The organism is uncultured Fenollaria sp. (assembly GCF_934202865.1).
Lineage (GTDB): Bacteria > Bacillota > Clostridia > Tissierellales > Peptoniphilaceae > Fenollaria.
The window spans coordinates 40,938-54,920 of sequence record NZ_CAKPYL010000003.1 but is presented as its reverse complement, the minus strand read 5'-3'; the positions used below and the strand labels follow the sequence as shown (position 1 = coordinate 54,920).

Annotated in this window: 11 protein-coding genes; 10 read left to right on the top strand and 1 reads right to left on the bottom strand. The window is 35.8% G+C overall.

The window, feature by feature from the left end:
- The 5 genes from Q0E71_RS00810 to Q0E71_RS00790 form a co-directional block, all read left to right on the top strand.
- On the top strand, nt 1-970 hold a 970-nt coding region (locus Q0E71_RS00810), incomplete at its 5' end, for a type I restriction-modification system subunit M (protein ID WP_294794872.1).
- Nucleotides 971-1,015: 45 nt separating this feature from the next.
- Nucleotides 1,016-1,876 (top strand): DNA damage-inducible protein D, encoded by an 861-nt coding sequence (gene dinD, locus Q0E71_RS00805; RefSeq protein WP_294794869.1) that lies wholly within the window; start codon nt 1,016-1,018, stop codon nt 1,874-1,876.
- 476 nt (nt 1,877-2,352) lie between these two features.
- Nucleotides 2,353-2,895, top strand: coding sequence for a helix-turn-helix domain-containing protein (locus Q0E71_RS00800; protein WP_294794866.1), 543 nt, complete (start codon nt 2,353-2,355; stop codon nt 2,893-2,895).
- Entirely contained in the window at nt 2,790-3,734 is a 945-nt protein-coding gene (locus Q0E71_RS00795; RefSeq protein ID WP_367116793.1) for an IS3 family transposase, read from the top strand. The genes Q0E71_RS00800 and Q0E71_RS00795 overlap by 106 nt, the downstream gene beginning before the upstream one ends.
- 550 nt (nt 3,735-4,284) lie before the next feature.
- Complete coding sequence (locus tag Q0E71_RS00790; protein ID WP_294794864.1) at nt 4,285-6,960, top strand: stalk domain-containing protein; 2,676 nt, start codon at nt 4,285-4,287, stop codon at nt 6,958-6,960.
- Between the two features lie 54 nt (nt 6,961-7,014).
- On the opposite strand, the gene Q0E71_RS00785 is transcribed toward Q0E71_RS00790, so the two are convergent.
- Nucleotides 7,015-8,346, bottom strand: coding sequence for a DUF2254 domain-containing protein (locus tag Q0E71_RS00785; RefSeq protein WP_294794861.1), 1,332 nt, complete (start codon nt 8,344-8,346; stop codon nt 7,015-7,017).
- Nucleotides 8,347-8,466: 120 nt separating this feature from the next.
- Between Q0E71_RS00785 and Q0E71_RS00780 the strand changes: the two genes are divergently transcribed.
- From Q0E71_RS00780 to Q0E71_RS00760, 5 genes are all read left to right on the top strand, one after another.
- On the top strand, nt 8,467-8,964 hold the full coding sequence (locus Q0E71_RS00780; RefSeq protein ID WP_294794856.1) for a prolyl-tRNA synthetase associated domain-containing protein: 498 nt from the start codon (nt 8,467-8,469) through the stop codon (nt 8,962-8,964).
- On the top strand, nt 8,964-9,602 hold the full coding sequence (locus Q0E71_RS00775) for a hypothetical protein (RefSeq protein WP_294794843.1): 639 nt from the start codon (nt 8,964-8,966) through the stop codon (nt 9,600-9,602). Before Q0E71_RS00780 ends, Q0E71_RS00775 begins: the two co-directional genes overlap by 1 nt.
- Complete coding sequence (locus Q0E71_RS00770; protein WP_294794835.1) at nt 9,599-11,803, top strand: DUF3160 domain-containing protein; 2,205 nt, start codon at nt 9,599-9,601, stop codon at nt 11,801-11,803. Before Q0E71_RS00775 ends, Q0E71_RS00770 begins: the two co-directional genes overlap by 4 nt.
- 9 nt (nt 11,804-11,812) lie before the next feature.
- Nucleotides 11,813-12,262 carry a PPC domain-containing DNA-binding protein gene (locus tag Q0E71_RS00765; RefSeq protein WP_294794829.1) on the top strand — a complete coding sequence of 150 codons (450 nt, stop codon included), beginning with the start codon at nt 11,813-11,815 and terminating at the stop codon, nt 12,260-12,262.
- A gap of 265 nt (nt 12,263-12,527) precedes the next feature.
- A complete protein-coding gene (locus Q0E71_RS00760) occupies nt 12,528-13,868 on the top strand; it encodes an MATE family efflux transporter (RefSeq protein WP_294794822.1) in 1,341 nt (446 codons plus the stop codon).
- Nucleotides 13,869-13,983: the final 115 nt, after the last annotated feature.

Below are 13,983 nucleotides of genomic sequence, written 5' to 3'. Positions count from 1 at the left end.
TTCCAGAATTGTTATATTGGATAGCCATAAACCGGAATTAGGAAAAAGAGATTTTATAAATAATCTTTTGGATTTCGCATGTGGTTCGGGGTCTTTACTTATCAATGTAAAAAAACATCTTGAACCGAATAGTATTAGCCAAATATACGGACAAGAGAAGAATATAACGACATATAACCTTGCACGAATGAATATGCTATTGCATGGGTTTAAGGATTCGGAGTTTCAAATTTTTCATGGAGATTCTTTGTTAAATGATTGGTCGTTGCTGAATGAAATGAATCCGGCTAAAAAGTTGGAGTGTGATGCTGTAGTAGCAAATCCTCCTTTTAGTTATAGATGGGAACCGGATGATACATTAGCCGAAGATTTTCGTTTTAAAAGTTATGGACTTGCACCAAAGTCGGCAGCTGATTTTGCATTCTTGTTACATGGGTTTCATTTTTTGAGTAAAAATGGAACAATGGCGATTATCCTACCTCATGGAGTATTATTCAGAGGGGGCGCAGAAGAGAAAATTAGAACTAAACTTCTGAAAGATGGAAATATTGACGCGGTAATTGGACTGCCGGCTAATTTATTCTTTTCAACAGGAATACCGGTTTGCATTCTTGTATTGAAAAAATGCAAGAAACCTGAAGATGTGTTATTTATCAACGCAAGTGAATATTACGAAAAAGGGAAAAGACAAAATGTTCTTTTACCTGAACATATAGACAAGATTGTTGAGACGTACCAATTCCGCAGAGAAGATGACAAGAGGTATTCACGTCGTGTATCTATGGAAGAAATTGAGAAGAATGGATACAACTTAAATATTTCTCGATATGTAAGTACAGCTCCTGAAGAAAAAATAATTGATATTGAAGAAGTGGCAAAAGAACTGAGGACAATAGAGGATGACATCAAAAAGGTAAAAGATGCTCATAATGTATTCTTGAAAGAGCTTGGTCTTGAACAACTACCATAGGATTTATGTTTATAACAAGTGTAAAAATAAGGAGGTGTATGCTATATGCCAAATTTAAAAGCAAAAGAATATAGGCAATTTGAAAACATTAAATATGTTAGACAAGACGGGAGTGAATATTGGAGTGCAAGAGAACTTGCTGATGTGCTTGATTATTCTCAGTGGAGAAACTTTCAAAAGGTTATTGATAGAGCAATGATTGCCTGTGAGAACAGCGGACATGAGGTAGCATACGATTTTGCTGAGGTCAGCAAAATCGTAGAGGCTGGAGCTACAAGGAAGTCTATAAAAGATTATGAACTTACGAGATATGCTTGCTATTTGATTGTGCAAAACGGCGATCCGAGAAAAGAGGTTATTGCACTTGGACAAACCTATTTTGCCATACAAACATATCGTCAAGAAATAGCAGATCATTTTAATCAGCTTGATGAAGACAGAAGAAGGCTTGTTGTTCGTGGAGATATTAAACAATGGAATCAGCTTTTGGTAGAAACAGCACACGATGCGGGAGTTATCACAAACGAAGAATTTGCTATATTCCAGAATGCAGGATATATGGGATTGTATGGTGGATTAGATGTTGAAGACATACATGATAGAAAAGGCTTAACTGCGAGACAAAAGATTTTAGATTATATGGGAAGTACTGAATTGATTGCTAATCTATTTAGAATCTCACAGACCGAAGAAAAGCTAAGGAAGGACAAAATTGAAGGTGCAGAAGCCGCAACAAAGGTTCATTACTCAGTAGGAAAAGAAGTTAGAAGTGCTATAGAAAAGATTGGTGGAACTATGCCGGAAGATTTACCTGTTCCGGAGAAAAGCATTCAACAGATAGAAAAAGAACAGATGAAGCGTCTAAAGGAAAAGGCTAAAAAGGGCAAGTTGATGTTGGATGAGTGATGTTTGCTAATAGGAGATTAATATTATTGTAGTATCAATGTTGATACTGTTTTGACACTAAAAAGCTCAAAAACTATAAAAATAGGTATAAAAACGCTCAAAAATAGAAACAAAGTAGATACTATTAGATAATATTAAGAAACAAATATGCTATGGTAATTATTGAATGGGAATAAATTTTTGGTGAAAATGGCGAACTAGACTCGTTTCGAAAGCACCTCATTGCGGCGTACTAGCTGTACGCCTCATTACGCTTTCTTCTGTATTTCGTCTATTTCATCCATTTTTCCTCAAAAATTGTTGTTTAGGAGTAGAGCGGGAATAAATTTCAAGAATAAAAAAATCGATTGAATAAGGGTGTAAAAAAATAAATTGAATAATAGTTCCAAGTGGTTTACATTTGGACAAAAAATAGACCGTAATGAACAATGATATGTACCCTCTTTACTGGACAAACCAGTAAGGAGGGTATTTTTATGCGATATAGTTATGAATTCAAAAAAGAATGCGTAGAACTATACAAACAAGGAAAGTGGATGGAAACGCCGGAAGGTGTTAAACCACATACGTTTAGAGACAAAATTAAACATTGGAGTAAGCTTGTTGACTTTCATGGAGAAGAGATACTTAAACACAAAGAGCAGGATAAAAAGTGGACTGCAGAAGAAAAATTTAAATGGATATCAAAAGTATTAGTAGGAAATTCATACAAGTCTGTAGCTATAGAGGCTGGTATTTCAGATGGTCAACTTTACACTTCGGTTAATAAATATAAAAAATTTGGGTATAATTCTCTTGAAATTAAGAAGAGAGGACGTCCATCTAAAATGAGAAATAAGAATGAAAATATAGAGCCAAAGCCACTTAATGAATCAGAGCGAGAAGAACTTATTCGTTTGAGAGAAGAAAATGAATATTTAAGAACAGCTCAAGCAGTTGCAAAAAAATTGGAAGCCTTGAGAAGAGAAAAGTATGCTGCATATCTCAAGGCGAAAAAGCAGCAGTCATCAGAGAACTAAGAAGTGAAGGATACAAACTAAAATACCTTTTAAGAGCCATGAACATGCCTAAATCAACATACTACTACGAATTAAGTAAAGTTGACCAAGTTGATCTTAGAAACAAAGAAATTAAAGAAAAGATACAAGAAATATTTACCTCAAACAAAGGTAGATACGGAGTAAGAAGAGTGCATCAAGCACTTTTAAGTAAAGGATATATAGTTAACCACAAAAGAGTTCAAAGACTTATGCATAAGATGCAGCTTTTAGGTAAGAGACCAAAAGAAAAGTATCATTCATATATGGGTAGTGTTGGTAAAGTTGCTGATAATATCATAAACAGAGGCTTCACAGCAACAAAGCCATGCGCCAAGTGGACGACAGATGTATCCCAATTTAACTTCACATGGGGCAAATGCTACCTATCACCAATATTAGATATGTACACAAACGAAATCATCTCATACGACTTATCATTGCATCCAACACTAGAACAAGTATCAAGAATGCTTAATAGAGCATTTGAAAAGTTTCCATGTGTAAAAGGCTTAATCATGCACTCAGATCAAGGCTGGCAGTATCAAAACAGCTACTACATCAAAGAACTAGAAAAACATCAAATAACGCAATCGATGTCAAGAAAAGGAAACTGCTACGATAACTGTATAATGGAAACATTTTTTGGAAGACTAAAAACAGAGATGTATTATGGATGTGAGAGAGACTTTAAAACATTTGAAGAGTTTTCAAAAGCAATTGATGAATATATATACTACTACAACAACGAAAGGATTCAGAAGAAAACAAAATGGATGCCACCTACTTTGTATAGGTTAGCATCCATGAATGTAAACTAAATATTAATGTGTCCAGTTTTTTGGGTACACATCAAAATTAAATTTTATAAGTATTTAAAAAATACAGACAATATAGATTGCCACCAAGCTTTAAAAAAGTTTGTTAGTAAATATGATGAAGATAAGATATTAAAAGTGATTAACGATACGCCTCAAATAACAGATATTCATAAAGAGTTTATGTATAAGATATTAGATAGTAGATATGAGAAAATAATTATGTTTTCATTGGAGAATAATATTAATATAAACAAAAGTTTGTAATATTGAAAATACTTCTACTTGAATAATGTATATGTAGAAATTTTATGGGAAATATGCATAAATCATCAAAAAGATATTGACATAAAGAGCTATATGTTATATTATTAAAGTATGAATATAGTTTATGAGAGGCCTTAAGATGTTTTTAGATAAAGCTCAATTCAATAAGGTGCTATCCACTCAAACGTGGATTTATTTTAGTGCTATTGCGAACTTTGCAAGTAGCACTTTTTTAATGCTTATGGCATTGTTAGTCAAAGGCAATTCTTTTATGGAGGGGGATATAATGAAGAAGCTTAGAAGAATTATTTCAATGGCAATGGTTTTAGTTTTATTTATAGGTATTTTGCCAATGTATTTTGGAGTAGTTAAAGCAAGAGTAGAGATTGATGACACTACTAAACTAAAAGATATACGAGCTAGGGTGTATGATGGAGAAGCATGGGAGTATATTACATTTAAGGCATCTGTATTTAACGATGAAAAACATAAGTATGAGGAGTTTCTTTCAAATTTTGACCCGAATATAAGGCTTTATAAAATTAAGCTAGATCCGAAATACAAAAAAATACAATTTTATATTGAAAAAGCTAGTGAAGAACAAGTTGTTGAAATAGAAAGTGGCAAAAGTTATAAAATCAGAAATAGCAATTATACTGAAGAAACTGCTTTAGAGCCAGGAAAAAATACTTTTAAATTTTATGTAAAACCATCAAATGGGTCTGCAACACGTGAGCATGTTTTTTCTGTTGAAAGAGGAGATGTAACAAAAGATAGAGCCAAAATTCATAAGTTAAGTGTAACTAATGGATCAGCAGAATTTTATGAAGCTTATGAAGGTGACATAGTTAGTGTTTGGGCAATGAGAGATATTTATAAGGTATTTGACAGATGGGTTATCGAAGATGGAGATAATATTATAGAAATAGAAGATGGTAGCTCTATTATAAAAGAACCAGATAAAACACCTACTGAATTAATAATGCCAAATACTATTCTAACAATCAAGCCAATTTTTAAAGAAAGTATAGTAAATGATAGTAATCTTAGAGATATAGTGTTATATAGATTAGAAGATGAGGTTTGGAAAAATCAAAAATCAAAATTATCATTTAAGAAGGAACAAAAAGCATATACGGTAGATTTAAGCGAGGATTTCAGTATAGCTTATTTATATTTCCAATTTGGTGATAGCAAGCAAAGTATTTCTGCTACGTTGAATGATAAAGCTATTAGTTTAGACGAAAAAAGTAATGGATGTGAAACAGAAAAGATTGCATTAAATAATGGAGAAAATATTTTTAAAATTACAGTTACTTCACAAGATAAAAAGAATACAAGTGTATATACTTTAATAGTCAATAGAGGAGGAGTAAAGTACAATGTAAGCTTTGACGCAAACAATGGTTCTGGAGAAATGCCTGATACAGAAATAGAAAAAGGAAAAGAGTTTGAACTTCCTGAAAATGGTTTCACAGCACCTGATGGCCAAGAATTTAAAGTTTGGGAAGTAGATGGTATAGAATATCCAGCTAAGACCAAAATCAAAATAGATAAAGAAACAATTGTAAAAGCTATCTGGAAAGATATTGAATATAAAGTTACTTTCAACAAAACTGAAGGCTCAGGTGAGATGAATGAACAAATTGTTAAAGCGGGCAAAGAATATACTCTTCCTGAAAACGGCTTCACTGCACCTGATAATAAAGAGTTCGCTGGCTGGAAGGTAGGAGAAGATGAGAAGAAACCTGGAGATGTAATAACAGTTAATAAAGATACAGAAGTAAAAGCTTTATGGAAAAACATCATGGTAAATGTAAGCTTTAATCCAGGCGAAGGCTCTGGCTCAATGGATCCAGTAGAAATTGCAAAAGGAAAAGAATTTAAATTACCTGAATGTAAATTTACAGCGCCTGATGGAAAAGAATTTGCTGGATGGCAAATAGGGGAAGAAATTAAAAAACCTAGTGAAAAAATAACAATAGATGGTGAAACTCTTATAACAGCTATATGGCAAGAAAAGCCAAACCCAGATGACACAAATCCAGATAAACCAAACCCAGATAAACCAAACCCAGATGACACAAATCCAGATAAACCAAACCCAGATAAACCAAACCCAGATGACACAAATCCAGATGACACAAACCCAGATAAACCAAATCCAGCGAAGCCATCTGAAAAACACTCTATAAACATTATCGAGTCACCATATGGCAAGGTCATTATTGATCCACTTGAAGCAAAGATGGGCGACAAAGTTAGTGTTCATGCCATAGCGAACTATGGATATGAACTTATTAGCCTTAGTGTTCGCGATGCAAGTGGCAAATTGCTTCCTATTATTAACGGCGAATTCATTATGCCGGATGGCAAGGTAAACATTTTCCATATATTTAGAGAGATTGCTCCATATATCGAGCCTGAAAAAGATGATAAAGCTGAAAGAGAAGAGCAAAAGAGAAGACATAGAAGAGACTATTATCATGAAGAAGAAAATACTGAAGATGAGGTCAAAACTATTGACAAGGCTAATGAAGAAAAGCAAAAAGAGTCAAAAGTTTTAATCACTATAGGCTCAGAAATTCTTGACAAAGTTGATAATGGCGTTCGCACTCTCAAGGCTATGGATACAAAGCCATATATCAAGGGCGGCAGAACAATGCTTCCACTTAGATATGTAGCTGAAGCTCTTGGATATAAAGTAGCTTGGCTAAGTGAGACAAGAACGGCTGTCATCATGGACATAGGTCTACGAGTAGAAATACCTGTTGATAGCAATTTCATTATTGTCAATGGCGTTAAATACACAAGCGATGTTAAGCCTGATATGCGCAATAACAGAATCATGCTTCCTATAGCGAACATCGCAAGGGCACTTGGTCTTAAGGACGGCAAAGACATTCTTTGGGACGATGTCAATAGGCAAGTGACATTAATTAGAAATTTTAATACGAAGTAATTAAAGAGAGGCTAGTCGTAATATTGACTAGCCTCTTTATATTTATTGTCTATACTATTTTTCTTCTAAAAGCTCTTCTAGCTCTTTTTCTTTTTCTTCTTTCTCTATCTCTTCTTCTTCCTTTGATCCAGTCATTATCTCTTGATATATTTCCATGAAGAGACTTAAATCACTTTCTCTCTTGAAATTATCGACTGCTGATTGATACAGATCCTCTGCTAAATCCATAACGACCTTTTTGTTCTTATCGCTCGCAGCTACTTTGATGACAAGTAAGCCCTTGAATATGGCTCTTAAGACGCTTGCATCACTATCACCATAAGTAAATAATGGATGAGTATACTCGATAAGCAGCTCCTTGAAGGACTTGCTTGTGTAGTATATTCTTGCCTTGCCATCGGTTTTGATGTAGTGGTGGTTCGAGTCGACTTTAGCAAGATGTGATAAAAGTATCGACAGCTTTCTTATGCAGTGTATAGCTGTGTTTGGATCGTTTGTACCAGGTGATAGAGCACGCGTCGCTATCTCTACTATCTTTCTAATGCCTTCCTTATAATCTTCTTCGGCGATTCTCCTTTCACTAAAAATAAATTGCTTTTGAATTTTTTCTAGAGTCTTATCATCAAGACAGTCTTGACTAAAGTAGCCAAGCGTTTCGTTTTGAGCAACGAAGTCTCCTTTTGATGCTTCTATAGTGAAGACTATGTCTTCGTCTCCGATTAGCTTCTTAATCTTATCTATGTCAATAATTTCTAAGTAGCCTGATTTGTGAGCAGCAAGCCTTTTATCCTTCATAGTCCACTCTTCTTTATCAAGCAGTTCAAAATCACGATCTTCAAGCTCTTTTTCAATAAGTTTATCAGTTTTGTCTGCGATATCTTCAAGCAGATTGGCATAGTTAACGCCCGACAAAACGTTTTGTACGAAGATAACGAAGTAAATTGCGCCCCATATAGCGTAGATGACACCTATAGTCCCAGCTATAACAAGTCTTTGATCTTGACCGGCCTTCATAAAGTTAAGGCTAACAAGGCAATAGACGAAGCCGCCTATGAATATGCCTAAGACTTTCATAGTTATCTTCTTATCTAAAAAGTTTTCAACGCTCCTCGGTGTAAATGAGTTATGATATAGAGAGAAAACTGCGAGTATGGTCGAGAATGTAAAAGTAGTTATTGTTAGAAGGGCAGATACAAGTGATGAAAGAACTGTCTTTGCCAGCTCGACGCTCGATAGCATCACGCGTGGGATGTGCTGAGTAAGGCTTGAGTAGCTGCTGTCTATGTAAGTCACTATCGCAAGCAGTATCACTGAGTAGAAAATATATTCAAGACAGTATATCCACCGTCTATTATTATAGAAAAATAGTTTAATTTTGTTTTTCATCTTCTCACCATCCTTTTATATATTATAGCACATATCAAGACCATATTTAAAGACTTAAACTTTGCTAATTGATTTTTGCGCTTGATTGTGATAAAATGTAAATATAATGGAGGGGATGATATGAAGAACAAATACGAAGACGCAATTAATTTGCTTGAGGAGCATGGCGTTGCTTATGAGGTTGTCGAGCATCCGCCAGCATATACGACTGAAGAAGCTGATAGGTTTATCGAGGGCAAAATTGGCTGCAGAACAAAAACTATGTTTATGACGGATCAAAAGAAGAGGCGCTTCTTCATGCTTGTCATGGATGACAAGGACAGGCTTGACATGAAGGAATTCGCTGAGATAGCCCACGAAAAGAGAGTGAAGATGGCGTCTGAAGAGACTTTATTCAATAAACTTGGCAATGAAGCGGGCTGTGTGTCGCCATTTGGCCTGCTTAATGACGAAGAAAAAGAAGTTCAATTCTACTTTGACAATGCTATATTAAAAGAAGAGATAATGACTTTTCATCCAAATATTAACACGCAAACGCTTTTCTTTAAGACAGAAGATTTGTTTAAGATAGTAAAAGCAATGGGCTACGAAATTCACTTTGTAGACCTAAATAAATAATGAAGAAGAAATCACTTGCGCTAGCGATTTTACTATTGCTAGTGCTTCTAGCCATCTCACGCATAGAAACTACTGTGAGCTACAAAGTTATAGATGAGGAGCTTGGCGAAGTAGAGATGATTTTAGCTAAGCCAATATTTGCCAGGTTTTATAATAAAGTCACTTTTACTAAAGATGGCAGATCTAAGACGAAGACTTTTGATGGCAAGTACAAGCTAAATATCTATAAAGTTGATTTAGGCAGAGTCAATGACGAGAACAAATTTGACATCGCTTTTGGCGTTTACTCGATTGCCCCTTGGCATAGAACACCGTCGAAGCGCGTGTTTTTGTACAAAGTAGTCGACTTAGACTTGAAGCCAAAGTTTCGCTGCTCGAGGCTCATTAATCCTATGTATGATTTTATCTTGTTTGATATTGATGGCGATGGCTTTGATGAAGTCGTTTCGATTGAGAAATACAAAGGAGTGTACTCGATCGGCATCTATAAGCAATATGATATGCTAATTGAGCGTATCGCAACTAGGAAGATAGATTTTCGTCCGACAAAATTATCGAAGGACAAAAAACTATATATAGAGGGTATAAATATAATGAAGGAAATTAATTTTTCAAAGGAGGGTATTGATCTAAAATGAAAAAGAGATTATTAGCGTTGGTCTTGCTATTAGTAATGACCTTAAGTGCATGCTCCTTACCATTTACCAAGATGGGCGGGGACGATAATAAAAAAGAAGAAAGTAAAGAGACTAGTAAAGAAGAAAAAAATGAAGTGGGCGAAGCGGACTTAAATGCTTTGCTTGGCTACGATGCAGAAAAACTATTGGACATTGAAGAAGTAAAGGACTTTGAAGAGATTGAGGTCGAAGCAAATGTAAAGCCATACGATGTGAAGGACTCTAGTGAGGTATACGGTTTTGACCCATATGATGATCCTGAAAGCATTGAAAAAACAGTTCAAGATATTAAGAATTCTGGCTACTTCAAAGTTGATTACGATGTTATGAAGCAGCCGTTCGGTATATATGAAAACAATCAATACCTTGGAAGGAACTCATTCGTTACTACTGACTCAGTTGTGCACCTATACCACATCATCTACCTTGGTATGATGGAGGACATGGAGCAAAACTCATTAAAGCAAAAGCTCATAGCTTTATCAAAAAAATGCTTGGACAATGCTCTTAAGGATTATGCTGAGGCAAAGGGCGATGAAAAAGATCTGACTATGAGAAATGCAGCATTATTCTTATGCGCATTAGACTTACTTGACGCGGACTACGATGGAGAAGTACCTAGTGAAGTAAGGGACTTAGCCGACGATGAGATTAAGAATATCGAAGCGGAAGGAAGTGCTACTTCAAACATAACTGGTAATGAAATTGATTACTCACAATTTAAGGTGCGTGGTAACTATACTAAGAACGAAAACTTAAAGAAGTACTTTAGAGTAAACATGCTTTATTCACAAGAGCTAGTTCATCTAGAAAAGCCTGACAAGTCCATCGATTTAGATGCGCTTAAGCAAGCAATACTTCTATCAAGAAGCATGCTTATCGATGAAAAAAGCTTTGAGCTATGGCAAGATATATATAAACCAATTAGCTTTTTAGTTGAGAATACTGAAGATATCACACCTATTGACCTATACAAGAGCATTAGTGAAGTGACTAAGGATAATACAGTTGAAGATATACTTGATGAAAAAGTCATCAATCACGTCGCAGACATGATTAGTCAAAAAGAAGGACCGAAGATAAAACCTGACTCTGGCAAAGTCTTTGCTTTCTTACCACAAAGAGCTGTTGTTGACAACACTTGGCTACAAAACTTGGTCGACACTGATCCGCAAAGCAAAAGACCAGTTGTTTCAGGCGTTGATCTTATGGCACTTCTTGGCAATAGCCTTGCTGAGAGACTTACTCTAACAAACGAAGACAATTTGAAGTGGGAAAAGTTTAAAGACAGATATGAAGAATCAAAGGCTATGGTTGACGCTAGAAGTGATAAAGAAGAAAAAGCAAATATTTACAGAACATGGCTATGGGTTTTAAAAGCTTTTAATGAGGAATATGGCGAAGGTTATCCAGATTTTATGAGAAGCGAAAAATGGCAATACAAGGACTTAAACACTGCACTTGCATCGTGGGCACAACTAAAGCACGATACAATTCTTTACGCTAAGCAATATGGTGCTGAGATGGGTGGCAGCGAGCCAAGTATCATAAAGCACTACGTTGAACCAAATATTAATCTATACAGAAGAGTTAAGTACTTAGTAGAAAAGACAATGGATGCAGATGAAAAGTACACTCTACTTAACAATGATCAAAAGGCTAGACTAAAGGACTTCGATGATATGCTTGACTTCTTTATTGAAGTTAGTATTAAGGAGCTTAAGGATGAAACTACATCTGACGAAGATAATGACAGACTTAGCGTTATCGGTGGAGAGATGGAAAACATCTTCATAGCTTTCAACAAGGATGATGTTAATAACGAATATGAGATATCAGCATCAGATAGAGATACAGCAAACATTGCCGACATACAAAGGATTGGATCAAACTCAGTGGATAAACCAGAAGGCTCGTTCTTAGAAGTAGGTTCAGGCAGCTTCTCATTCATGAAGTCTATATACAGACTAGATGGTAAATATTTTGTGGGAACTGGACCAGTTATGAATTACTACGAGTTCTACTCTGAAGACAGACTTACAAATGATGATTTCAAAGAAATGTTATCAAACTTCTACGTGCCAGAGGACGAGAAAAAAGGCAAAGAAGTATATCCATTCTTTGAAAAAGAATTATATAGTGAAATAAAGAGCTATTATTAGGAGGCAGCGATGAAATACATCAAAGACGGCAAATCATATATCGTTAGGATCGATAGAGGCGAAGAAGTTTTAGATAAGCTAAATGAGTTTATTAAAGAAACTGATATAAAGGCAGCCAGCATAACAGGTATAGGCGCCTCATCGGAGGTGGAGCTTGGTGTTTATAGCGTAAAAAAGAGAGAGTATATCAAAAATAAATATGAAGGCGAATTCGAAATACTTTCTTTAATTGGTAATATCACTCAGGACGCGGGTGAGCCATATATACACCTACACATCATGATCTCAGATGGCATGGTGCTTGCTGGTGGCTTAACTTGCGGCATGGGCATCACTGTCGGTGGTCACCTTAATAAGTGCATCATAAGCGGCACGTGCGAGCTACGCATCGATGAGTGCGAAAATGCTTATCAAAGAAGAGTCGATGACGAGACAGGCATCAAGATCATCGATATATAAAATCAATATACAATAGAAAAAATTTATATAAGGCAAGTCCATTAACTTGGGCTTGCTTTTTAATTGAGGTAAAATTAATAGGCAAAGTAAAAGCAAATGACAAGTGACGAGCGGTGCAGCTCATTAAGCAAGTAGAGCGAGAGAAATCTTTCGCTTGTCTAAATAAATATCTCCATTGTCTTGAATGAGTGTAAAAAATGTGTTATAATAATTTAAATTGTTTTTTACAAAGAGATATATATGAAAGAGATATGGAAGTGATTAATTGTTAGATAATGAATTTTTGAAAAGAGTTTTTAAAGTCGCGTGGCCATCGGTACTTGAGAGTGTCTTCATAGCCTTGGCGGGCATCATCGACACTTACATGGTATCGAGTCTAGGTACTTACGCAATCTCGGCTGTTGGCTTAACGACGCAGCCTAAGTTTATAGGCCTCGCTATATTCTTCTCGATAAGTATAGCTGTCTCGGCCCTTGTTGCGAGGAGAAAAGGTGAGGAGGACAGACGTTCAGCGAACGAAGTCTTAGTAACGGCCTTTGTCGTTGCTGCCATTTTATGCGTAATAATATCGACAGTTATGGTAAGTTTATCAGATCCAATACTTAAATTAGCTGGAAGTAAGTCAGATACACATGATTATGCTATCCAGTACTTTAACATCATCATGGGCTTTAGCATTTTTAATATCATAAGCATAGTTATAAACGCGGCGCAAAGAGGTAGCGGTAACACCAAGATTGCCTTTACGACAAATTTAGTATCAAGTATAGTAAATATTTGCTTTAACTACATACTTATCAACGGTAAACTTGGTTTTCCAGCCATGGGTGTAAGAGGTGCGGCGATCGCGACTGTGCTTGGCACCTTTGTTGCGAGCATTATGAGTATTAGGTCCTTATTCAAGGCGGGTTCATATGTAAGATTGCCATATATATTAAAATACAAGATAAAACCAAATCTAGATGCCTTCGTAAGCATAATGAAGCTTGGACTAAATATGTTTGTTGAGAACATTGCGATGAGAGTCGGTTTTCTATCGACAGCGCTTATGGCGGCGTCCTTAGGAACGGATCAGTTCGCAGCACACAATGTCGGCATGAATGTACTAAGCATAGGCTTTGCCTTTGCTGATGGTATGCAGGTCGCAGCCGTTGCGCTATCAGGCGAGGCACTTGGCGCGAAGAAGTATGACGACGCAGTGACTTACGGCAAGACTTGTCAAAAAGTCGGTTTCGTTATATCGCTTGCTTTATCCGCGATAGTATTATTCTTCGGCAAATACATTTTCGGCGCTTTCTTCCAAGACGAAGCAGTTATTAATTACGGTGTAATGATTGGCCGCTTCATCACAGTTATAGTCATCTGCCAAATCTCGCAAATCATTTATGGCGGCTGCTTAAGAGCGGCAGGCGATGTGAAGTACACGCTTATCTCATCCATAGTAAGTGTTAGTATCATACGTACGCTAGTTACTTACGTCTTAGTAAACGTATTCCATCTTGGACTAGTGGGTATATGGCTGGGCGTTTTCTCAGACCAATTCTCAAGACTAATCTTCATGAGTATAAGATTCAGACAAGGCAAATGGGTTGAAAAGAAGATTTAATTCTGAAAAAATTGCAAATAAAAAATAAAAGCAAATAAAAATATTAGTGCAATTAAAAAACAATGAAAATAAAAATCAAGGCATAAAGAAAAATGATGTAGACCAAATTGATCTA